Consider the following 22,850-nt stretch of genomic DNA (forward strand, 5'->3'; position numbering starts at 1 on the left):
CTCACATCTAGCTTTTATAGTACATGATTCGACGGAGTTCGGCAATTACTTGCTCATGCATTTCATGACAGAACTTGACATAATACGGCTAAACTAACGCCGCCACCGCTTCCAATAGCAGCCATGACATAGCTTCCATTTGGTAAAGCGCGTGCTTCGTAAAATAGTCTCACCATCATAGCAGCTCCCGATGCGCTGTATGGATGACCAAGACAAAGTGCACCGCCTCTTTTATTGATCCGGTCATAAGGAATACCAAGCGTACGAGCAATCAGCGCTATTTTCAGAGCAAAGGCTTCATTGATTTCAACCAGCGCTACATCCTCTGCCTTAATTTTCTTTTGATCTAGAAGTTTCTTGATCGCATCAATCGGCGCAGCAGCTGGAAAATGTGGATGCATCGCCGTCACAGCACTTCCGGCATATCGCAGCATCGGCTGAAAATCATTCGCCTCCGCTAACGCTCTTTCCATCACAACGACCGCTGCTGCCCCGTCTGCTTCTTTGCAGCTATTGGCGGCAGTCACAGTTCCTTTTCCCGGTGAAAATACAGGCTTTGCCCGCTGGATCAGCTTCTCCATCGGTCTTATTTTAGCGGCCGCTTCATCAATGCTCAATCCGCTAATCGAAACAATTTCCTCTGAATATGTACCACGTTTGATTGCGTCTATACTTCTTTCCCAGCTTAATTGCGCATAGTCATCTTGTTCTTTTCTTGTCACAGAAAATGTCGATGCGGTCAGCTCTGCTGCTTCTCCCATAGCCGGATCTCCTATCCATTCAGGTGAAAAGCGCGCTCTTTCTTTCATTGGTGATCTGGAAATGCTCTCAGTCCCGCCAGCGATATACATTGAGCCTTCCCCTGATTGAACCATGACGCAAGCTGTTCGGATTGCTTCTAGACCAGAGGCACACTGCCTATCAATCGTCATACCAGGAACGTGCAAAGAAAGCCCTGCTTCTAATGAGGACAGACGGGCCATATTTCCGCCGCCTCCTACAACATTGCCTAATATGACGTCGTCCGGCGTCATCCCTTGAGACAAATGCTGAATAAGGGGCGCGGCTAATTGCTCTGGACGATAATCCTTCAGCATCCCGTTTTTATCACCGAAGGGTGTCCGTTTTGCTTGTACGATTACTGCTTGCATGACAACTGCTCCTCCGCCCACTTTTTCATGCTGGCACGTGCTAATTTCCCTCCAGATGTTTCAATCATTTGATCAATGACAAGCCATTTTTTAGGCATCTTGTAGGCAGCCAATTTTTCTTTGACAGCTTGCCGAACCGTCTTTGTCTGCTGTCCTTCTTCAATAATGGCAACAGGAATTTCACCCCAATATGGGTCAGGAACGCCAACCACAATCGACCGCTTCACCTCGGGCTGTTCATTTAGCATGCGTTCAATTTCCTCCGGAAAAATATTCAGCCCCCCATAGACGATCATGCCATTCTCACGGCCACTCATATACAAATAGCCGTCTTCATCCATCCAGCCCATATCATAAACTGTCAGCCACTCCTCCGGCGGTTTCACCTCATGTAAGTAGCCTGAAAAAGACATTGGGCTCTTCACATAAATTCTTCCTGTCTCATTTGGCTGGCAGACAGATTGATCGGCCCGCCTCACTTCGACTTGAATGGAAGAAAAGGGTCGTCCGACAGAAGAAGGTTTTTGCAGAAAGTCATTTGAAGATAAGTAGGAAACAAAGCTTAACTCTGATGTGCCGTAAAAATCAAAAAAAGTGACATGAGGATAGTTGGTGACGAGTTGTTTTTTTGAAGAGATGCCCCAATCTGCTCCAGATGATATGACAAGAAACGGATTGTCTCCGTCAAAAGCATTAATTTGCAGTAACGATTCTGTCATTGTCGGGACAGTATACATAACAGTGATGTCTCCTGTCTCTAAAGCTTTCTTTGCTTTCACTGGCGTGAATTTTTCTAAAAGCGTCACTGTGCCGCCTAAGTATAGGGTACTGATGGCACCATATAAAAAGTGAGAGGATAAGAGTGTGCCTGCTATAAGAACATGATCTTGATGAGTGATTCCAAATGTATCCGCTGTCGTTCGAAAGCTTTCGATCCATGACTGCTGACGCCTGATAAAGGCTTTAGGTGAACCCGTTGATCCTGACGTAAATCCCATATAAAAGACAGGGTCGTTCTCGCTGTCGCTTTTGTTATATGGACCTTGTGTGATCAGGCTCATTCTTTCCTTCCATTCAGATAAAGAAAAAACCGGCATGTCTACGCTGTGTTTTTCAAATCTTTTCATATATCGATCCTCTATAATGACGAGAGCTGCCTCACTTAACAAGAGCTTTTCTACACATTCCTCATGGCCCCATCTCGGATCAAGCGGGATAGCTGTCCACCCTGCACAAGCAGCGCCAGCAAATATTTGCAAGAAAGAAGCACCATTTGATAATAAAAAAGCGACTCTTTTTTGCTCATGAGCCGTTCGTTGCAGCCATTGTGCCGATATCTGGACACGTTCATACCAATCTTGATAAGTGATCCTTTCTTTTCCATCAATGATAGCGATATGATCTGGGTTCATTTCTGCATGTAATGTATAGCTATCCGTTATTCTGTTCAAACCGCACGCCTCCCTTTATGCACATCCCTTTTTCGATATGACATGGCCTCAATGATTTTCACCGTGAGAACGGCACACATGCCCGCTTTGGTGAGATCACCTGGAATATAAATCAGACTAAGAAGAGCTGCCTGAGTGACCTTTATATCCATCATCATGGCTTGAAAAGGAATACCGCATAGATATAAAATCCCGATACTGCATACCGCATAGATCATAAAAAGACGCAGAGCGGTCACTTTTTTTAGTCGGTTCAGCCAAAAACTGATCATAAGAGCAGCCACTGGATAAGCTAGTAAAAAACCACCGCTTGGTCCAAAAAAGACCCCTATTCCGCCTCTCCCACCAGACAAAAGAGGTGCGCCTGCTGCCACAACCAAGAGGAACAGAAGTAAACTGATCAGTGCCTGTTTTGGCTTTAACAGCCCCCCAGCAAGCAAAAGACCTGCCGTTTGCAATGTGATTGGTACAGGTGTAAACGTAAGTAAAATCGGCGGGATCAACCCTAACATCCCGATAACCGCTGTCATTAAAGCCATTTGCATCATGTCTTGAATTTTCAATATTCATACCCCTCACTCAATTCATTGTTAAAAATAGAGTAAAAGGTACAGTTTATTATGTCAACATAAAATAAAATAAAGTTAACATATTGATCGTAAAAAAAGACCTGTGAAGAAAGATCACTAAGATCCGTTCACAGGCCTTTTATTCGTTCTATTCTTCGTCTTCTTCTTGATCTAAGAACGTATTTAACGTTTCTTCAATCATGTCCCACTCTTCATCCGTTTCAATAGGCTCTAGCTCGCCATCTTCACCGTCTTCGTTCGGCGTAAAGCTTGATGCATGAATTTCAATTTCTTCATTGTCTTGCTCAGAAATTGGGTAGTAAAGAACATATGATTTGTTAAAATGGTCGCTTTCAAAAGTAAATAGTACTTCGCAAAGCTGTTCATTTCCATTATCATCAACGATTGTAATTTGCTTTTCTCCGTGTTCCATTTGATTCACCTCATTTTAATTTAAGCTGTCTAAATACCCTTGCAGGATCATAACAGCCGCCATTTTATCAATGACTTTTTTACGCTTTTGTCTGCTCACATCTGCAGAGATGAGCATTTTTTCCGCTGCCATTGTCGACAGACGCTCGTCCCAAAGCACAACAGGAACATTGTACGTGTTTTCTAACACTTTCGCAAATAATTGGCTGGCTTCGCCTCTAGGACCGACCGTACCGTTCATATTTTTTGGAAAGCCAAGTACGATTTTATCCGTTCCGTATTGCGCGACGATCTCAGACAGGCGGCTGAGACCGAAGTCTCCGCCTGCTTCATCAATTTTAATTGTTTCTATCCCTTGCGCTGTCCATCCCATTTCATCACTGATCGCAACACCAAGGGTTTTCGTGCCTAAATCCAAGCCTAAAATTCTCATGTTTTACGCCTCTTTATGTGTCTCTAAGTACGATTTAACCAATTCCTCAATTAATTCGTCTCGTTCTAGTTTACGAATTAGGTTGCGTGCATCCTGATGTCTTGGAATATAAGCAGGGTCGCCTGACAGCAAGTATCCGACAATTTGATTGATCGGGTTGTATCCTTTTTCTTGGAGTGCGTCATATACTGTAATGAGCACTTCATTCACATTGGTTTCAGCTGAATCATCAGAGAAGTTAAACTTCATTGTCTTATCAAATGAACTCACTGCTTCTTGCACCTCTCTTCCAACATTCTACTAGCAAGCTTTTTTCTAACCGCTCATCTAATACCATTATTCTACACTACATCGCCTGATTATAAAACGGATTTGACAGATTCTTCGACAGTTGCCAGTGCTTCTTCTAGCTTTTCCGGTTGTTTACCGCCTGCTTGTGCCATGTCTGGACGTCCGCCTCCGCCTCCGCCGCAGATTTCAGCTGCCTGCTTCACAAGTTTCCCTGCATGCAGACCTTTTTCGATGACGTCTTTTGTTACTCCTGCTGAAATGTTTACTTTTCCGTTTTGAACGGCTCCGAGCACAATGACAGCTGATCCTAATTTGGCTTTTAAGTCATCAACCATTGTTCTTAAATGGTTCATGTCTTTCGCGTTTACTTTTTCAGTTAACACTTTCACTCCGCTGATTTCTGTCACTTTCTCTAAAATAGAGCCTGCTTCAGCCTGGCTTAATTTTGCAAGAAGAGATTCGTTTTCTCTTTGAGCCTCTTTTAAATCTGCCTGCAATGCGGCGATACGTTTTGGTACGTCTTTCGTATTTGACTTCAGCTCACTCGCTGCCTGTTCTAAAATGGCCAGCTGGTCATTTAATTCTTCGTATGCACCTTTACCAGTCACAGCCTCAATCCGGCGTGTTCCAGCACCAATACCCGATTCAGACGCAATTTTAAACAACCCGATTTCCGCCGTGTTTTGCACGTGACAGCCGCCGCATAGCTCGATGCTGTAATCGCCTACCTGGACCACGCGGACAATATCGCCATACTTCTCGCCAAAGAGCGCCATTGCACCCATTTCTTTTGCTTCAGCAATCGGCTTCAGGTCAATCGCAACAGAGATGCCTTCCCAGATTTTTTCGTTCACGATTTTTTCAATCTGAGACAATTCTTCTTTTGTCACTTGTCCAAAGTGAGAGAAGTCAAAGCGAAGTCTGTTTTCATTCACCAATGATCCCGCTTGGTTCACGTGGCTGCCCAATACATCTTTTAGCGCCTGATGCAAAAGATGTGTCGCTGTATGGTTTTTCACAATGCCTTTTCGAAGAGCTGATTCCACTTCTGCAGTGACTTCAAGTCCTTTTTTGGCTGTACCGCTTACAACCACTCCCTCATGGACATGCTGACCGTTTGGCGCCTTTTTCACATCTTTAATGTCGATGATGACTTCAGCGCTTTTTAATGTCCCTTTATCAGCCACTTGTCCGCCGCTTTCCGCATAGAAAGGTGTTTCATCTAACAAGATTTGTACCGTATCGCCTTCATGTGCTTCTGTGACAATTTCACCATTTTGAAGCAATTCGACAATATGGGCATCTGCCGTTAGATTTTCGTAGCCAACGAATGTGCTTTCTACTTTAATATCTCCTAGAGCGCCGCCTTGAACCTGCATACTGCCGACATCTTGTCTCGCATTTCTTGCTCGTTCACGCTGCTTCTCCATCTCAGCCTGGAAGCCTTCTCGATCCACTGTCATGTTCTCATCTTCTGCGTATTCTTCTGTCAGCTCGACAGGGAATCCATACGTGTCATACAGTTTAAAGACATCTTCACCTGAAATCTGCGTGTTGCCTTTGTCTCTTTCTTTTTTGATGACTTCTGACAAAATAGCTAACCCTTCGTTCAGTGTTTCATGGAAACGTTCTTCTTCATTTTTGATGACTTTCGCAATAAATTCTTCTTTTGCTTGTACATCTGGGTAGAAATCCTTCATGATTTCCGCAACCACTGGGACTAGGTCATACATAAACGGGCGGTGAATGTGAATGGTTTTTGCATAACGCACTGCACGGCGAAGTAAACGTCTTAACACATACCCTCGGCCTTCATTGGAAGGAAGCGCTCCATCACTTACAGCAAAGGCAACCGTCCGGATATGGTCAGCAATTACTTTAAATGCTGTATCCTTTTCCTTTGTCTCGCCATAGCTTTCTCCAGAGATGGTTTCAACAGCACGAATAATTGGCATGAATAGATCTGTATCAAAGTTCGTTGGCACGTTTTGAATGACAGATACCATTCGTTCAAGACCCATCCCTGTATCAATGTTTTTCTTCGGCAGCGGCGTGTATGACCCATCTGGATTATGGTTAAATTCAGAGAACACTAGGTTCCACACTTCTAGATAACGCTCATTTTCTCCGCCAGGATATAATTCTGGATCGTTCATGTCGTCACCGTATGATTCGCCGCGGTCATAGAAAATTTCCGTATTCGGTCCACTTGGGCCCTCGCCAATATCCCAGAAGTTTCCTTCAAGACGAATAATACGTTCTTCAGGAACACCGATTTTATCTCTCCATAGAACATACGCCTCATCGTCCTCTGGATGGACAGTTACAGATAACAAATTCGGATCAAAGCCAATCCACTCGTCACTTGTGAGGAATTCCCACGCCCATTCAATCGCTTCTTCTTTAAAATAATCACCAATAGAGAAGTTGCCGAGCATTTCAAAGAACGTATGATGGCGTGCTGTCTTTCCTACATTTTCAATATCATTTGTACGAATCGATTTTTGCGCGTTGCAAATACGCGGATTGTCAGGTACGACGCGGCCATCAAAGTATTTCTTTAATGTTGCCACGCCGCTGTTGATCCACAAAAGTGTCGGATCATCATGCGGTACGAGTGACGCACTCGGTTCTACAGCATGTCCTTTTTCTTTAAAAAAGTCTAAAAACATTTGGCGTACTTGAGCTGAAGTTAAAGTTTTCATTCAAAAATCCTCCCTTATCATTCATCAATCTCCACACAAACGAAAAAACATCCCGCCCTATGCAAGCACAAAACGACTTACACAGGGACGAGATGCTCTCGCGGTACCACCCTGATTATAGACCTATTCGTCTATCACCTTCACATCCGATAACGCCGGAAGAGAGCGGCAGTGTTTATCTGCACTCGGGACTAGCTTCCGTTAAAGGTCTGATAAGGCTTTTCTCAGCAAAATAAAGCCTCTCTCTGCAACAGCTTTTTAACGTACTCGGGTCCGTCATTGAATTCAGTATGTATGAATCGAAATTATTATAGACAACTCGGCTCCTCTTGTCAATGAACGCTTCGTCTCATGAGGATATATTGCACAATGATCACCCTGATTATAGCAGCTGTAGGTACCGCTAAAATCATCCCAATTAAGCCAAATAACTCTCCTCCTCCTAGCAAGACAAGCATAATGACGACAGGATGCATATGAAGGCTTCTCCCTACGATGATCGGGCTGAGGACGTTGCTTTCTAAAAATTGCAGCACTGCTACTGTGATCAGCACAATAATAACCGATTTGACCGAGATGGTAAACGCGATAAAGACAGCGGGAATCGCGCCAATAATCGGTCCAAAATACGGAATGACATTCGTTGCGCCAATCAGCATACCTAGGACAAGCGGATACGGGATATGAAACAGCCAGAGCACAATGGCTGCTGCACCGCCGATTAAGGAACAGACAAGCAGCTGCCCTCTAATATAATTACCAAGCGATTCATCAACTGCCTTCACAAACGCATGTCCCCTCTTCCGAAATGAGGGCGGCGTTAAATACCATGCAGCCCGCTTCATCGTATTCATGTCCTTCACCATATAAAAAACAAGAAAAGGAATGAGCGCTGCAACTAATGCGTAATCAAGTAATACTTTACAGCTAAGAATCATCCGCTCTGCGCCGTTAGCTGCATAAGTCTCCGATTGGACAATCAAACGGTCCAGCCGGTCGTGAAGTCCGTCGGGCCAATGGCTAGTATGACGATGAATATGAGATAAGGCGCCATTATACGTTTCGGCAAGCACAGGAATTTGTTCTGACAGCTCATTTAACTGCTTGATCATGACCGGTGCCCCTTTATAAACCGCAAGCCCAATCCCGCCAAAAAACAGTACATAAATCAATAAGAGACTAACAGTCCTTGGTAAGCCCCCCGCGTGCAATCTTTCCACTATCGGATAAAGCAGATAAGAAATAAAAATGGCAATGAGAAGCGGAATCAGAACCGCCTTTAACAACAAAAAAATAGGCATCCATAACTCGTCGAGCTGCAGTAAAATGAGCAAGGATGCAAGGACAAGCAGGACCCCTGCAGCATATATCAGAAATTGGATCGGACGTTTCTTCACCTTTTTCACCTCTTTTCTTATTGTTTAACCTTCTTCTGCAATTATCCATGTAAATAAAATTTGTCCTAACTTTGTTAAAAATGAATACACATGAAACATACAGCTCCATCAAAAGTCACTAAAATATCTCCACTGAATATTCCATCATGTACAAGAGGAGGTTTTTTATGATCAGATTCGAAGAAGTCAACAAGCATTATGGCCAGTTCCATGTACTTAAGGACATTAACCTACATATTCAAAAAGGTGAGGTGGTCGTGATCATCGGTCCTTCAGGATCAGGTAAAAGCACGATGCTCAGATGCATCAATCGTCTTGAAAGCATTGATGAGGGAAAGGTACTCGTCAACCAAGTGCCTGTTCAGCATCCGAAGACCAACATTAATCTTGTCAGGCAAAATATCGGGATGGTGTTTCAGCATTTTCATCTCTATCCTCATAAAACGGTGCTTGAAAACATTATGCTTGCGCCAATGAAGGTGAAAAAGGTGAGCAAGGAAGAAGCGAGGGAAACAGCCGAATTTTATTTAAATAAAGTCGGCATTCCTGATAAGGCCGATTCCTACCCTTCAAGACTCTCAGGCGGACAGCAGCAGCGTGTTGCCATTGCAAGAGGGCTTGCGATGAAGCCAGAGGTCATGCTGTTCGACGAACCGACATCGGCACTCGACCCAGAGATGATTGGAGAGGTACTAGATGTGATGAAGCAGCTCGCCCGAGAAGGAATGACCATGGTTGTCGTCACACATGAGATGGGGTTTGCCAGGGAAGTGGCCGACCGCATTGTCTTTATTGATGAAGGCAGAGTTCTTGAAGAGTCAACACCGGCTGCATTTTATGAGAAACCGCGTGAGAAACGCGCTCAGCTCTTTTTAAGCCGTATTTTAAATCACTAGGGGGAAAGATTTGATGAAAAAAATGAAACGCTTTGGCCTACTACTCTTTATGACTTGCTGTATTGCCGCTTTAGCTGCTTGCGGCTCTGCTGAAAAAGGCTCGACGAATGCAAAGCAAGGAAGCTCTTTAGAAGCCATTCAGAAAGACAAAAAAATCATATTCGGGGTCAAGAATGATACACGTCTCTTCGGTCTAAAAAATCCTAGCAGCGGAGATATCGAAGGATTTGATATCGATATAGCAAAAGCCATCGCAAAGGAAATGCTCGGTGATGAAGAAAAAGCAGAATTCAAAGAAGTGACATCGAAAACGAGAATCCCTTTACTGCAAAAAGGAGATATTCACGCGATCGTCGCAACCATGACGATTACCGAAGAGCGTAAAAAAGAAGTCAATTTCTCAGATGTTTACTTTGAAGCAGGACAATCACTGCTTGTGAAAAAAGGAAGCGACATTCAATCGATTGATGATCTTAAAAAAGGGACGAAAGTGCTTGCAGTGAAAGGATCTACTTCTTCTCAAAATATCCGCGAAAAAGCACCTGAAGCGTCTGTATTAGAATTTGAGAACTATCAGGAAGCTTTTACAGCTTTAAAATCAAACCAAGGGCAAGTGCTGACAACTGATAATGCGATCTTATTTGGTATGGCAGATGAGGATTCAAATTACGAAGTCGTCGGCGGCACCTTTACAGATGAGCCTTATGGCATTGCTGTAAAGAAAGGGGATCAGGAATTAACAACTGCGATCAATAAAGCCCTAAAAACCTTAAAAGACAATGGAGAGTATGACAAGATTCATCAAAAATGGATCAAAGAATAACCGTTTGACTTGTTAAGACCTATTATCTTAGGGTGAGCCGCTCATTGGCTCCCCTGTTGATCAGGAAGGAAGTGAACTGATTGCTGCGGTTTTCCATTCTCACTGAAAACTTCAATCTTTATGTAGAAGGCTTTAAATATACCATTGGTGCAAGTGTCATTGCTTTGATTGGAAGCTTTTTGATCGGTACACTCATTGCCATTATGAGAATTGCGCCACTCAGGCCGCTCAACTGGTTAGGAACGGCTTATGTGGAATTTATTCGGAATATTCCGTTATTATTGATTACATTCGTTTTCTTCTTTGGTTTACCCGTGCTAGGTATTGTAGCAGATGGCTTCACCGCTGGCACCATTGCCCTTGCCATTTATACTTCTGCCTTTATTGCTGAAGCCATTCGCGCAGGGATACAAGCTGTACCGCTTGGACAAATGGAAGCCGCCCGCGCTTCAGGTCTATCCTATGGCGGGACGATGCGGTATATCATTCTGCCGCAGGCGATTAAAATTGTCATTCCCCCTCTTGGGAATCAATTTATTAACCTTGTCAAAAACTCCTCTATTTTAGGTGTCATTGCAGGGTTTGATCTCATGTATCAAGGAGACCTCATCGCTTCTAGAACATTTGTGACATTTGATGTCTACATCTTTGTTGCCATGTTCTATCTGCTATTAACGATTCCGCTCAGTATAGGCGTTGGTTATTTAGAAAAAAGATTAGCAAGAAGCCACTAGAAAGGAGGAAACACCATGGATTTTATAGGTGCCTACCAGCCTGATCATCTCGCCTTTTTACTTGAAGGATTTGCTGTCACCTTAAAAGTGGCTTTTATCTCCATCATTTTGAGCTTTCTCATTGGATTAGTCATTGGCACATTGCGGTTCGCTCAAATTCCGGTTTTATCAAAGATACTTGCAGTCGTCGTAGAAACCATTCGAAACCTGCCGCTCTTATTGATCATCTTTTTTACGTATTTTGCACTGCCCGAAATCGGCATTAAGCTGAGCATTACAGCCTCGGCTATTGCAGCTTTAACCGTATTTGAATCAGCGATGCTGTCAGAAATTATTCGAAGCGGTTTAAAGTCAATTGATAAGGGGCAGATCGAAGCAGCCAGGTCTTCTGGTTTAACCTATATTCAAACGTTAAAAATGATTATTATGCCGCAGGCTTTACGCCGAATGGTGCCGCCAATTGTCAGTCAATTCATCTCTCTTTTAAAAGATACGTCGCTTGCTGTTGTCATTGCACTTCCAGAACTATTGCATCACGCTCAAATATTAAACGGTCAGAGCCAATCTTACTTACTGCCCATCTTCCTATTAGCGGCGATGATGTATTTTGTCGTCAATTTCAGCTTATCACTACTTGCACGCCGATTAGAATACAGGCAGGCATAAAAAAGGACATCCGCTTTTGGCGGATGCCTTTTTGTTTACATCATTCTCATAACACGTTTTCTTAGCTTTTTCATATCCCGCTTTGATGGCATATCATATCGACTTGCAAAGTGATATGCGAGTGCACCTGCACCAAGCGTTAATAGTGAAGAAGTCATTTTGCCCATTCGAAATTCCCCCTTAACACTTATAGTTGAATTGAACGTTCATCATCACTAAACAGATCATCTAAGCTGCTTAGTGTCCCGTCTTCTTCCACTTGGTGTGTAGATATTTTGCCTTTTGACAGCGTCAATTCAATAAAACAGCCCCAGCAATAATATTGATTGACCCCAATTTTTCCGATGTCTTTACATTTGCAATTTGGGCAAATGAGCATAATCAGCACCTCTTTACGTTCGGTTTAGAACAAGTGCTTCCTTTTGAACGTTGATCAAGGTTCCGGCAGCCTGCAGCTGTTTTCGAATCCCTGATAGCTCTGTAAAGAAGCCGTCCGAGAGTTCATATGCTACGATTGTGCCCGAATTTGTGCAAAAGTATACATCTTCCAAAATGCCTAAATTTTCACCCTCAGGCGACTGCATCATTTTCTTTTTCAATTTCGAAAATAAGAAGGATGGGGCAGAGGAATCCATGCCTACTCCCTCCTGGCAGCTCACATATAAGCCTTTGTCTGTCAGCTGATCACCAGCAGAGAATGGAATGAGTGCACAGTCTTTCTTTTTCCCATCTAACACATATCCTCCGCAGCTGCCTCCGGCTAATAAGCAAATATCTTTAATGGAACCAAGTGAATGAGACAGCTCACCTGTATAGATTGACATTCCTTCAAGCTCTCGACATGTTCTCAAAATGTGCTCAACCACCTTTTGCGGAACAGTCTTATCGTGTGCGTTTGCTTCGATACTCATACGAAGAAATGGCTTCCATGAACGGAATATGAGGATTTCTTTTCACGCTAAAAAGGCTCCCGTATGGAAGCCTTTTATTCATGCATAAAATCAAATGGAGTGATTCCCTCCATGCCAATATTTGCGTCATGTACGCTAAACGGAAGTTCTTTTTGGAGCGCTGCAAGCTCCGCATCCATAACTTCATCAGTTTGCATCAGCCGCATCGTTAAGGACGTTTGTCTGAGCGAATCCTCATTGTTTTTCACGCCCCACTCCAGCGCTGATTCCTCGCCGCACAGGATTAAAAACTTTTTACTTCGTGTAATGGCTGTGTACAGCAGATTTCGCCGCAGCATTCTGTAGTAGCTTCTCACGACTGGCAGCACAACGATTGGAAATTCACTGCCTTGTGATTTGTGGATGGAGCAGCAATAGGCATGTGTAAATTGATGAAAATCCTTTTTTGTAAAGGTGATTTCATTCCCATCAAAGGAGATCACAGCCATGTCTTCTTTTTCCGTGTTTTCTTTCGCATAAAAAATCGAGACAATTTCGCCGATATCACCGTTAAAAATATTATTTTCCGGCTGATTCACAAGCTGAAGCACTTTATCACCGGTCCGGTACACCACATCACCAAACGGGATTTCTCTGCCCTTTGGTTTTTTAGGATTCAAAATGTGCTGCAGCATTTTATTGAGCTCATTAATGCCTGCTTTCCCTTTATACATTGGCGCAAGCACTTGAATGTCTTTTGCTGAATAGCCTTTTTGAGCAGCATTGCTGACGACTTTCTCAATCACTTCTTTCATTTGATCAGCTGAGCATTTTATGAAAGATCGATCCTTTGAACGTGCGGTAATATCTTTTGGCAGTACGCCATTTTTCATATCATGTGCAAGTTCAACAATGCTGGAGCCGTCTGCCTGCCGGTAAATATCTGTCAGTGTAACAGCTGGTACGGCTTGTGAGGCAAGTAAATCCCTTAACACTTGGCCTGGTCCGACAGATGGAAGCTGATGTTCATCTCCTACCATGATCACTTGGATATGATCAGGAATCGCTTTAAACAAGTGATTCGCAAGCCAAATATCCAGCATACTTGATTCATCAATGATGACAAGCTTTCCTTCAATCGGCTGTTCCTCATCATGCGAAAAGCCCTCTGATCCGTTCCAGCCGAGCAAACGGTGAATGGTTACAGCTGGAAGCCCTGTTGATTCTGTCATCCGTTTAGCTGCTCGTCCAGTTGGCGCCGCAAGCACAAATGGAAAGGATTCATCTTTTTTGTAATCACTCGGATCAAGAGATACACCGTGAAGATCGCTGTAAAGCTCAACAATCCCTTTAATGACCGTTGTCTTCCCAGTCCCAGGTCCGCCTGTTAAAAGCAGCATCGGGGACATGAGTGCCTTTTGAATCGCTTCCTTTTGTGTCGGCGCATACTGGACGCCCAGCCGTTCCTCAAGCTCGCCAAGTGCGAGCAGGAATTCCGATTCAGGGAATTGATCTGCATATTCCGTTTGGGAGACGATCTTTTGTATCCGTTTGGCGACACTTTGCTCCGCATAAAATAAGGACGGATGATAGCAGCGCTCATCTTCAATGATCATCTCTTTTCCTTCGCCAAGTGCAATGATCTGATTGGCGACATCCATTTCCGTCACTTTGTACTCATTGCCTGTCTGATTGAGCAGCTTGCGGGTTTCAACGATCAAATCTTTCGTTTGTATGTACGTATGACCATCCTGAAGACTGGCTGTTTCAACTGTATAAAGCAGGGCTGCACGGATTCGCTCTGGGTCATTGCCTGAGATGCCGGTTCTAGCGCCAAGCTCATCCGCCTTAATAAATCCGATCCCTTCAACATCCTTGACGAGCTGATACGGGTTTTCCTCAATCTTTTGCAGCGTTTCACTCTCGTACACTTGGTATATCTTCATGCTGAGCTGAGGACCAAAGCCATATTGATTCAGGCTGATCATGATTTGTTCCAATCCTTGATGTTCCTGGAGCGCTGCGGCCAGCTTATCTGCCTTCTTTTTTGATAAGCGCGGAACATCATACAAAACAGCTGGGTCACGCATAATTTTATGAAGCGTCTGATTGCCAAGCTGCCCCACAATTTCTTCCGCCGTCTTTTTCCCTATCCCCTCAAATAAATCACTTGAGAGATAATGAATGATTCCTTGCTTCGTTGTCGGTACTTCCTTTTGAAAATGAGTGGCCTGAAACTGTTCACCAAATTTCGGATGGCTTGTGACTTTGCCATAGAAGGTGTAAGTTTCTTCCTCATGAAGTGCTGGGAAGTAGCCTGTGACAGATGCTGTTTTTTCCTCTAAGTTTTCCGATGTTTCAATGACTTTCACCTTTAACACCGAGTATAAATTACTTTCATTATGGAAAATAACGGCTTGAATTGTCCCCTTTAAAAACGGTTCGTCCTCAAGCTTCATTTGATCTGGATGTTCCTGCACAGGTCTTCCCTCCTTCCGTCTATTCTGCCTCTTGAATCAGCTTTTGCGCATGTAGTGCCAGCATATGGTCAGGCTGCACGTCAATGGCTTTTCCTAGCATCTCAAGTGCTTCGTCTTTTTTCTCTAAGTATGCATACGCAACCCCTAAATTATAAAAGGCATCTGCATGCTGCGGATCACGCGCGACCACCTCGGTAAAGGTTGTCACCGCTTCTTCCAGCAATTGTTCATTGGCTAAGCACATGCCAAATTGGAATCTTGCTTCATTATCTTCTTCATTCAGTTCGATGGCACGCTGAAGATAGGGCATCGCAAGCTTCGGCTGCTCTAATTTGATGAGCGTCTGCCCCAGCATATAAAATAAATCACTATTTTCCATGCCAGCTTGTAGTGCTTGTTCAAAATAGTCTTTTGCTTTCATAAAGTCTTCTTTTAATGTGTATACATTTCCTGCCCCGTAATAGGCTGCAGCTGCGGCGTGATCAAGTTCAATGGCTTTTTGAAAGAAGTTTAACGCACGTTCAAATTCATTGATACTTGAAAGCAAGTTCGCAAAGTTAATATATGGAACCGGGTCTTTTGGGCTTTCTTCAATGGCTTTCGTAAAAGCTTCAGCTGCTTTTTCGATGTTGCCTTGATTTAAGGCTTTTATGCCGATTTCGTTATAGTTCATTCGCTCTCTCATCCTTTCATTAAAAAACCTCAACAGCGACGTTGAGGTTTTGAAAACATGTTACACATACGACAGCTTTTGACCGTCCTTGAAAACATCGTCAATTGTTCCGCCGCCAAGACATTCGTCGCCATCATAAAAGACAACCGCTTGTCCTGGAGTCACAGCACGAACGGGTTCATCAAAGATGACCATCGCTTCTTGCTCACCTGTCATTTTGACCTTCACATGGTGATCTTCTTGACGGTATCTGAATTTGGCTGTGCATGTTAATTCACCATTTTCGCCGACAATATGAGGACGAGTCCAGCTGATATTGACGGCTGAAATGCTTTCAGAATATAAAAGTGGATTGTGGAAACCTTGTTCGACAAACAAGATATTTTGTTCCAAGTCTTTTCCAACGACAAACCAAGGATCACCGCTGCCGCCAATGCCAAGACCTTGGCGTTGACCGATCGTGTAATACATCAGTCCATCATGTTCACCTTTGACTTCTCCGTCCATTGTCTGCATCACGCCAGGCTGTGCAGGCAAATATTGACTGAGGAATGTTTTAAAGTTTCTTTCCCCAATAAAGCAAATACCCGTTGAATCTTTTTTCGTTGCTGTTGCGAGCTCTGCTTCTTTTGCCAATTCACGAACCCTTTTCTTCTCTAAATCTCCGATTGGGAACATGACTTTATCAAGCTGTTCCTGAGTCAGCTGATTTAAGAAATACGTTTGGTCTTTGTTGGCATCAAGACCTCTTAGCATTTTGACTTCATCGCCAGTTCTGTCGACGCGCGCATAGTGGCCTGTTGCTAAATAATCCGCACCGAGTGACAATGCATGCTCGAGGAACGCTTTGAACTTAATTTCTTTGTTACACATGACATCTGGATTTGGCGTTCTGCCCGCTTTATATTCATCAAGGAAATATTGAAACACTTTGTCCCAATATTGCTTCTCGAAATTCACCGCATAATAAGGGATTCCAATTTGGTTACACACGCGGATGACATCCTCATAGTCCTCCGTTGCTGTACATACACCATTTTCATCTGTGTCATCCCAGTTTTTCATAAATATGCCGATTACATCATAGCCTTGCTCCTTTAGCATAAGAGCAGCAACTGATGAATCGACTCCTCCGGACATACCGACCACAACTCTTGTGTCTTCTGGTCTTTTTGTCATCTTCATCAACTCCATTTTCAATGAAACAGCATGTGCGTTTCGTTCTTCAGGTGCTTGGCTGTTTCATTTTTCACACACGAACAAAAGAGGAGCATTTATTTGGCTAAGCGTTTGACAACAGCTGCTATCTTGCGCGCCGCCTGCTTCACATGATCCTCTTCATTCCCAAGACCGAAGCTTATTCTGACTGAGGACGTCAGCTTGTCTGCTTCTTCGCCATACATGGCGCTTAACACGTGCGAAGGAAGGACGGATCCAGCCGTACATGCAGATCCACTTGAAACAGCAATTCCTTCCATATCTAAATTCACAAGTAACGATTCGATGGAAACGCCCGGGAAATGAACATTTAAAATGTGAGGCAATGTCTCTTTCGGGTGCCCATTGACAGAGAAATTGAGTGATTCCTCTTCGAATACTTGCAGCATGATTTCTTTGAGCTTACCATAATGCATGGCTTTTTCTCTTCTATTTTGCTTCGTTAATTGAACAGCTTCTGCAAGTCCAACGATCCCTGCCACATTTTCAGTGCCAGCACGGCGTTTTCTTTCTTGTTCTCCTCCGAATATTTGCGGAGAAAGTTTCACGCCTTCGTTTACATATAAAAAGCCTGTTCCCATTGGACCATTTAGCTTATGGCCAGAAGCAGATAAGAGATCAATATGAAGGTCTGCTACATCAATAGGCATTGTTCCAAACGCCTGCACGGCGTCTGTATGAAAATGAGCAGTGTGGTTGTATAAAAGTTCGCCAATGTCTTTGATTGGCTGAATCACACCTGTTTCATTATTGCCGTACATGATGGTCACTAGAATCGTATCATCTCTCAGTGCTTGTTTTAGTTGTTCAAGATGAATCAATCCAGTTTCATCCACATCTAAATATGTCACGTCAAATCCTAGCTTCTCTAGGCGTTCACATGTGTGCAGCACCGCATGATGTTCTGTTTTTGATGTGATGATATGTTTTCCTTTATGCTGTCTTGCCATGGCCACACCTGTAATCGCCAGGTTGTCCGCCTCTGTTCCTCCGCTTGTGAGGATGATCTCCTGTGGTTTACAGTGTAATTCTCCTGCAATCACTTCTCTTGCTTCATCGAGCCACTTTCTTGCCTCGCGCCCATATGAATGAATACTAGAGGGATTGCCAAATATCTCTGTAAAGTAAGGCATCATCTTGTCCACAATACGCTGATCCATTGGCGTTGTGGCCGCATGATCTAAATAGATTCGTTCCATTTCCGGTACACCTCTGATCTAAATATAGAACATATACGCGTCTTGATTTCCGTCATCTGTGTAGCTTGCCAAGTCTTCAAGAGTTGTATTGTCTAGTACGTCTTTTACTGCATCACGAATCCGAATCCAAAGTTCACGCTTTGCTGGTTCTTCGTTTTCGATGACTTCGACAGGACTAATCGGTCCTTCTAATACACGAATAATATCACCGGCTGTGATTTCGTTTGGTTCATGTGCAAGAACATAGCCGCCATATGCACCGCGAATACTTTTCACAAGACGGGCATTACGAAGTGGTGAGACAAGCTGCTCTAAATAATGCTCAGACAAATTATTGTTTTGAGCGATTGATTTTAATGATGTGGGGCCTTCGCCATGTTTTTTGGCTAATTCGATCATGATCGTCAGACCATATCTGCCTTTAGTTGAAATTTTCAAGTTAAACACCTCTGCGTTTTCTATTCTATGTCATCAATTATTTTTCTGATTTCATATACGCTGATATATAGACCAAAAGCAATTATATCATACTTTCAGCCAACTTTCATTTGCCGGTTCTGAGCGCTTTAGGAGGACGCATCCCTTTTCTATTTGAAGAAATTTCGGTACTCTATACAAACAAGACATTGCTTTAGGAGAGATAATCATGAAACCTTTAGCGTACCGGATGCGCCCAAGTCATATTGAAGACATCATTGGGCAGGAGCATCTCGTTGGAGAAGGTCAAATTATTAGACGAATGGTCGAGGCAAAACATTTATCCTCGATGATTTTATACGGACCGCCGGGCATCGGCAAAACATCGATTGCGACCGCGATCGCTGGAAGCACAAGCATTGCGTTTCGGACATTGAATGCAGTCATTCATAACAAAAAGGATATGGAAGCTGTCGCCGCTGAAGCGAAAATGAGCGGCCAGGTCATCCTTATTTTAGACGAGGTTCACAGGCTTGATAAAGGAAAGCAGGATTTCCTTCTTCCTTATTTAGAAAATGGCATGATCATTTTAATTGGCGCAACGACGGCTAACCCCTATCATGCGATCAACCCTGCCATCCGAAGCCGGACACAAATATTTGAGCTAAAACCGCTTGAAACAGAGCAAATCAAAGCTGCGTTAACAAGAGCGTTACAGGATGAACATCGCGGGCTTGGCGGTTATGAGGTGACAGTGGACGATGAAGCGATGAATCATTTTGCCAATGGATGCGGTGGAGACGTACGCTCTGCTTTAAATGCGTTAGAATTAGCTGTCTTATCGACAAAAGCAGATGAGGCTGGGCATATTATGATCACTCTTGCCGCAGCAGAAGAATGTTTACAAAAAAAGAGCTTCTCACATGATAAGAATGGTGATGCTCATTATGATGTCCTCTCGGCTTTTCAAAAATCCATTAGAGGATCTGACGCAGATGCGGCGCTGCATTACCTTGCCAGACTGATTGAAGCAGGAGACCTTGAAAGCATTTCAAGGAGATTACTCGTGATGGCTTACGAGGATATTGGTTTAGCTAGTCCGCAGGCCGGTCCTCGTGTGTTAAGCGCTGTTCAAACAGCAGAAAGAGTCGGCTTCCCGGAAGCACGCATTCCGCTGGCTAACGCAGTCATTGAACTGTGTCTTTCTCCTAAGTCCAACTCAGCATATAAGGCGGTTGATGCGGCGCTCAGTGACATTCGATCAGGGAAAATTGGTGAAATCCCTGTTCATTTAAAGGATGCTCACTACAAAGGAGCTACAGCACTCGGCAGAGGTGTCGATTACTTATACCCACACGATTATGAAAACGGCTGGGTGAAGCAGCAATACTTACCTGATCCGCTGAAAAACAAGCAATACTATGAACCGAAGCAAACAGGCAAATTTGAAGGCGCACTGAAACAGGTATATGAGAATTTAAAACGCCAAAAATAAAAAAAGCCCCCTGCATGTTAGCAGGTGGGCTGTTTATTTATCCTTCACACGTGTAATTGGAATATCTTTTAAGAGCTGCATAATGACATGACCACCCATGATCAGCCCTGCAACAGACGGGACGAACGCATTGGATGATGGCGGCATTTGTGCCTTTCGAATCTTCGCTTCATCATTTCCAACTTCTTTTCTGACATCTTCGCGAATCACAATCGGACTTTCATCAGAGAAAATGACTTCAATTCCTTTACGAATCCCTTCTTTGCGCAGACGCGTTCTCACGACTTTTGCAATTGGGTCGGTATGTGTTTTTGAAATATCATCAATTTTGAAGCGGGTCGGATCTGTTTTGTTTGCAGCACCCATACTCGAAATGATGTTCACATTGCGTTTCAGGCACTCTTTCATTAAATGAATTTTATAGTGAATCGTATCTGACGCATCGATGACATAATCAAGCGGATACTCAAAAAATTGCTCATATGTTTCCTCTGTATAAAACATCTTTAGTGCAACTACTTCACATTCCGGATTAATATCAGCGATTCTCGCCTGCATTAAGTCAACCTTTGGCTGACCAACTGTTGAAAGCAACGCTGGAAGCTGACGGTTCACATTTGTAATATCAATATCATCTTTATCAACAAGAACAATACGGCCAACGCCTGAACGAGCGAGTGCCTCAACTGCAAATGAGCCAACGCCGCCCACACCAAGCACTGCAACTGTACTGTTTTTTAATATATCTAAGCCTTCCTTGCCTATAGCAAGCTCGTTTCTTGAAAACTGATGTAACAAGTGCCTCACTCCACCTTTATTTAAAATGAATCGAAAGAATCATATCATATTCAAACTTCTTCGTCATCCTTCTGAAAAAGAAAAAAACACAAAAAAGTCCCGACAACGCCGCCAGCTTTTCCTTCGTTTTGAACCCCGCACCATGCAGGTGGGTGCTTTCTTCCTGACTTTATAAGTCCTCTAAAGAGGCATTTATGCAGAAAGGAAAGGCAAGCTCCCGTATAAAAAAATGTTCGGTCAAAACTAGGTAACCACCGTACGTATCAGGACTTTATTTATTGATTGAAGAAAGCATATCATAGGCATGCCGCTTTTTCAAGCGTTTACATGCCCATAACCATGCGTCTATTTTACTGTTTTACTTTTGTTTTAATGGCTAAACTTAGCTCATCAAGCTGCGCTTCGCTTACAGTGCCAGGAGCATCTGTAAGCACACAGCTCGCACTTGCCGTTTTCGGGAACGCAATGGTATCTCTTAGGTTAGAGCGGCCGGCAAGCAGCATCACTAAGCGGTCAAGACCAAGCGCGATTCCGCCATGCGGAGGAACTCCATGCTCAAAAGCATCTAGAAGGAAGCCGAATTGTTCATATGCCTCTTCTTTTGAAAACCCAAGTAAGCTAAACATTTTTTCTTGAATATCCTTTTCGAAAATACGAATCGAACCTCCGCCAAGCTCATAGCCATTCAGTACAAGATCGTAAGCCTGTGCCTTCATGTCTTCTGGGCTTGTCTCAATTAATTCAAGATCGTCGCGTACTGGCATTGTGAAAGGATGATGGGCAGCATAGAAGCGGCCTTCTTCTTCATCTTTTTCAAGCAGCGGCCAATCAACAACCCATAAGAAGTTGAATAGAGACTCATCAATGAGTTCAAGCTCTTTGCCGAGTTTTAGGCGAAGGGCACCAAGTGCATCATGGACAACAGACGTCTTATCTGCAACAAAAAGTAACAGGTCACCTTCTTCGACTTGCAGCTGCTCCTTTAATTCTGCCTGCTTTGCTTCATCAAAGAATTTAGCAATCGGTCCTTTTAATTCTGCCCCTTCTGCTTTTAGCCAAGCTAGACCTTTTGCACCGTAGTTCGCTGCAAATGCACCAAGGGCATCAATGTCTTTTCTTGAGTAGTTCGCTGCAGCACCTTTTACATTGATGGCTTTCACAGCTCCACCATTTTTCACAGCTCCGCTAAAGACTTTGAAATCGGAATCTTTTACCGTATCTGAAATGTTGACAAGCTTCATCTCAAAACGTGTATCTGGCTTATCAGATCCATAAGAATTCATCGCTTCATCATATGTCATACGGGGTAATGGCAATGTCAGGTCTACGCCTTTGACATCTTTCATCACCTTTGCCATCATCTCTTCGGCAAGCGTCATAATGTCCTCTTGACTCATAAAGGACATTTCAATATCGACTTGTGTGAATTCCGGCTGACGGTCCGCACGCAAGTCTTCATCTCTAAAGCAGCGGGCAATTTGATAGTAACGATCCATCCCTGAGACCATCAGCAATTGTTTAAATAATTGCGGAGACTGAGGCAAGGCATAGAATTCTCCCTCATGTACACGGCTTGGAACAAGATAGTCACGTGCTCCCTCTGGCGTACTTTTTGTTAAAATCGGTGTTTCAATATCTAGAAAGCCGTTGTCATCTAAGAAATGGCGGAATGCTTTTGTGACTTCATGTCGCATTTTCATCGTTTCAAACATAGCAGGACGGCGAAGGTCTAAGTAACGGTATTTTAAGCGCACATCTTCTGATACCTCGTCTGCTTGATCTGAAATCACAAAAGGAGGGGTCTTCGCTTCATTTAACACGCTGACCGTTTCGACTTGAATTTCAATTTTCCCTGTTTTTAAATTTGGGTTGATCGTTGCGTCTTCTCTTGCGACAACCGTTCCTTTAATATCAAGGACATATTCATTACGAATCGATTCTGCTGTCTCAAGCGCCTCTTTTGATAGGTCTGGATTGAAGACAGCTTGTACAATCCCTGTACGGTCGCGCAGATCAATAAAGATTAATCCGCCAAGGTCACGTCTTTTTTGAACCCATCCTTTTAATACAACGGTTTGACCGATTTGGTCTTCTGTTACTTCTCCACAATAAAAAGTTCTACCAAACACAAA

General features: G+C 43.5%; 23 protein-coding genes, 1 other RNA gene and 1 other annotated feature. Of the genes, 5 read left to right on the forward strand and 19 right to left on the reverse strand.

Going from position 1 to position 22,850, the window contains the following annotated elements:
* Positions 1 to 62: 62 nt before the first annotated feature.
* The 8 genes from MKZ03_RS11855 to MKZ03_RS11890 form a co-directional block, all read right to left on the reverse strand.
* Positions 63 to 1,151, reverse strand: a complete 1,089-nt coding sequence (locus MKZ03_RS11855) for an acetyl-CoA C-acyltransferase (RefSeq protein ID WP_341031897.1) — start codon at positions 1,149 to 1,151, stop codon at positions 63 to 65.
* Positions 1,139 to 2,602, reverse strand: coding sequence for an acyl-CoA synthetase (locus MKZ03_RS11860; RefSeq protein WP_341031898.1), 1,464 nt, complete (start codon positions 2,600 to 2,602; stop codon positions 1,139 to 1,141). The genes MKZ03_RS11855 and MKZ03_RS11860 overlap by 13 nt, the downstream gene beginning before the upstream one ends.
* The gene (locus tag MKZ03_RS11865) at positions 2,599 to 3,165 is read right to left on the reverse strand and encodes a biotin transporter BioY (protein ID WP_307499987.1); all 567 of its coding nucleotides are present in this window, start codon (positions 3,163 to 3,165) and stop codon (positions 2,599 to 2,601) included. Before MKZ03_RS11865 ends, MKZ03_RS11860 begins: the two co-directional genes overlap by 4 nt.
* Positions 3,166 to 3,319: 154 nt before the next feature.
* Positions 3,320 to 3,604: a DUF1292 domain-containing protein gene (locus MKZ03_RS11870; RefSeq protein ID WP_034321391.1), complete on the reverse strand. Its 285-nt coding sequence runs from the start codon at positions 3,602 to 3,604 to the stop codon at positions 3,320 to 3,322.
* A gap of 15 nt (positions 3,605 to 3,619) precedes the next feature.
* The gene (gene ruvX / locus MKZ03_RS11875) at positions 3,620 to 4,036 is read right to left on the reverse strand and encodes a Holliday junction resolvase RuvX (RefSeq protein ID WP_034661502.1); all 417 of its coding nucleotides are present in this window, start codon (positions 4,034 to 4,036) and stop codon (positions 3,620 to 3,622) included.
* A 3-nt stretch (positions 4,037 to 4,039) separates the two neighbouring features.
* Positions 4,040 to 4,306, reverse strand: coding sequence for an IreB family regulatory phosphoprotein (locus tag MKZ03_RS11880; RefSeq protein ID WP_024718370.1), 267 nt, complete (start codon positions 4,304 to 4,306; stop codon positions 4,040 to 4,042).
* Positions 4,307 to 4,395: 89 nt separating this feature from the next.
* Positions 4,396 to 7,032 carry an alanine--tRNA ligase gene (gene alaS, locus MKZ03_RS11885; protein ID WP_307499988.1) on the reverse strand — a complete coding sequence of 879 codons (2,637 nt, stop codon included), beginning with the start codon at positions 7,030 to 7,032 and terminating at the stop codon, positions 4,396 to 4,398.
* Positions 7,033 to 7,112: 80 nt separating this feature from the next.
* Positions 7,113 to 7,321, reverse strand: a binding site (T-box leader).
* A gap of 43 nt (positions 7,322 to 7,364) precedes the next feature.
* Positions 7,365 to 8,429, reverse strand: a complete 1,065-nt coding sequence (locus MKZ03_RS11890; protein ID WP_341031899.1) for an AI-2E family transporter — start codon at positions 8,427 to 8,429, stop codon at positions 7,365 to 7,367.
* Between the two features lie 167 nt (positions 8,430 to 8,596).
* Between MKZ03_RS11890 and MKZ03_RS11895 the strand changes: the two genes are divergently transcribed.
* The 4 genes from MKZ03_RS11895 to MKZ03_RS11910 all read left to right on the forward strand — a co-directional run bounded on the left by MKZ03_RS11895 (position 8,597) and on the right by MKZ03_RS11910 (position 11,548).
* Positions 8,597 to 9,325 (forward strand): amino acid ABC transporter ATP-binding protein, encoded by a 729-nt coding sequence (locus tag MKZ03_RS11895; RefSeq protein ID WP_334749882.1) that lies wholly within the window; start codon positions 8,597 to 8,599, stop codon positions 9,323 to 9,325.
* A gap of 13 nt (positions 9,326 to 9,338) precedes the next feature.
* A complete protein-coding gene (locus tag MKZ03_RS11900) occupies positions 9,339 to 10,148 on the forward strand; it encodes a transporter substrate-binding domain-containing protein (protein ID WP_334749883.1) in 810 nt (269 codons plus the stop codon).
* 80 nt (positions 10,149 to 10,228) lie between these two features.
* Positions 10,229 to 10,882: an amino acid ABC transporter permease gene (locus tag MKZ03_RS11905; protein ID WP_060596859.1), complete on the forward strand. Its 654-nt coding sequence runs from the start codon at positions 10,229 to 10,231 to the stop codon at positions 10,880 to 10,882.
* A gap of 15 nt (positions 10,883 to 10,897) precedes the next feature.
* On the forward strand, positions 10,898 to 11,548 hold the full coding sequence (locus tag MKZ03_RS11910; RefSeq protein ID WP_060596860.1) for an amino acid ABC transporter permease: 651 nt from the start codon (positions 10,898 to 10,900) through the stop codon (positions 11,546 to 11,548).
* A 35-nt stretch (positions 11,549 to 11,583) separates the two neighbouring features.
* Here MKZ03_RS11910 and MKZ03_RS11915 read toward each other — a convergent pair whose 3' ends face one another.
* The 8 genes from MKZ03_RS11915 to cymR all read right to left on the reverse strand — a co-directional run bounded on the left by MKZ03_RS11915 (position 11,584) and on the right by cymR (position 18,446).
* Positions 11,584 to 11,715: a YrzQ family protein gene (locus MKZ03_RS11915; RefSeq protein WP_003216198.1), complete on the reverse strand. Its 132-nt coding sequence runs from the start codon at positions 11,713 to 11,715 to the stop codon at positions 11,584 to 11,586.
* A 20-nt stretch (positions 11,716 to 11,735) separates the two neighbouring features.
* Complete coding sequence (locus MKZ03_RS11920) at positions 11,736 to 11,927, reverse strand: hypothetical protein (RefSeq protein WP_003216308.1); 192 nt, start codon at positions 11,925 to 11,927, stop codon at positions 11,736 to 11,738.
* A 13-nt stretch (positions 11,928 to 11,940) separates the two neighbouring features.
* Positions 11,941 to 12,459, reverse strand: coding sequence for a PRC-barrel domain-containing protein (locus tag MKZ03_RS11925; protein ID WP_045209900.1), 519 nt, complete (start codon positions 12,457 to 12,459; stop codon positions 11,941 to 11,943).
* 74 nt (positions 12,460 to 12,533) lie between these two features.
* Entirely contained in the window at positions 12,534 to 14,918 is a 2,385-nt protein-coding gene (gene recD2 / locus MKZ03_RS11930; RefSeq protein WP_340973429.1) for an SF1B family DNA helicase RecD2, read from the reverse strand.
* Positions 14,919 to 14,937: 19 nt separating this feature from the next.
* Complete coding sequence (locus MKZ03_RS11935; protein ID WP_307499993.1) at positions 14,938 to 15,591, reverse strand: tetratricopeptide repeat protein; 654 nt, start codon at positions 15,589 to 15,591, stop codon at positions 14,938 to 14,940.
* A gap of 60 nt (positions 15,592 to 15,651) precedes the next feature.
* A complete protein-coding gene (mnmA, locus tag MKZ03_RS11940) occupies positions 15,652 to 16,770 on the reverse strand; it encodes a tRNA 2-thiouridine(34) synthase MnmA (protein WP_003216305.1) in 1,119 nt (372 codons plus the stop codon).
* Positions 16,771 to 16,865: 95 nt separating this feature from the next.
* Positions 16,866 to 18,008: a cysteine desulfurase family protein gene (locus MKZ03_RS11945; protein WP_307499994.1), complete on the reverse strand. Its 1,143-nt coding sequence runs from the start codon at positions 18,006 to 18,008 to the stop codon at positions 16,866 to 16,868.
* An 18-nt stretch (positions 18,009 to 18,026) separates the two neighbouring features.
* Complete coding sequence (gene cymR, locus MKZ03_RS11950; RefSeq protein WP_012010726.1) at positions 18,027 to 18,446, reverse strand: cysteine metabolism transcriptional regulator CymR; 420 nt, start codon at positions 18,444 to 18,446, stop codon at positions 18,027 to 18,029.
* Between the two features lie 208 nt (positions 18,447 to 18,654).
* On the opposite strand from cymR, the gene MKZ03_RS11955 reads away from it, so the two are divergent.
* Positions 18,655 to 19,920: a replication-associated recombination protein A gene (locus tag MKZ03_RS11955; RefSeq protein WP_307499995.1), complete on the forward strand. Its 1,266-nt coding sequence runs from the start codon at positions 18,655 to 18,657 to the stop codon at positions 19,918 to 19,920.
* 33 nt (positions 19,921 to 19,953) lie between these two features.
* Here the strand turns inward: MKZ03_RS11955 and MKZ03_RS11960 are convergent, their stop codons facing one another.
* The 3 genes from MKZ03_RS11960 to aspS form a co-directional block, all read right to left on the reverse strand.
* Entirely contained in the window at positions 19,954 to 20,718 is a 765-nt protein-coding gene (locus MKZ03_RS11960; RefSeq protein WP_044140034.1) for a tRNA threonylcarbamoyladenosine dehydratase, read from the reverse strand.
* A gap of 92 nt (positions 20,719 to 20,810) precedes the next feature.
* A non-coding RNA gene (gene ssrS, locus MKZ03_RS11965) (6S RNA) lies at positions 20,811 to 20,991 on the reverse strand.
* Between the two features lie 77 nt (positions 20,992 to 21,068).
* Complete coding sequence (gene aspS, locus MKZ03_RS11970) at positions 21,069 to 22,847, reverse strand: aspartate--tRNA ligase (RefSeq protein ID WP_106037007.1); 1,779 nt, start codon at positions 22,845 to 22,847, stop codon at positions 21,069 to 21,071.
* Positions 22,848 to 22,850 lie beyond the last annotated feature (3 nt).

Source organism: Bacillus sp. FSL R5-0431 (assembly GCF_038002985.1).
Classification (GTDB): domain Bacteria; phylum Bacillota; class Bacilli; order Bacillales; family Bacillaceae; genus Bacillus.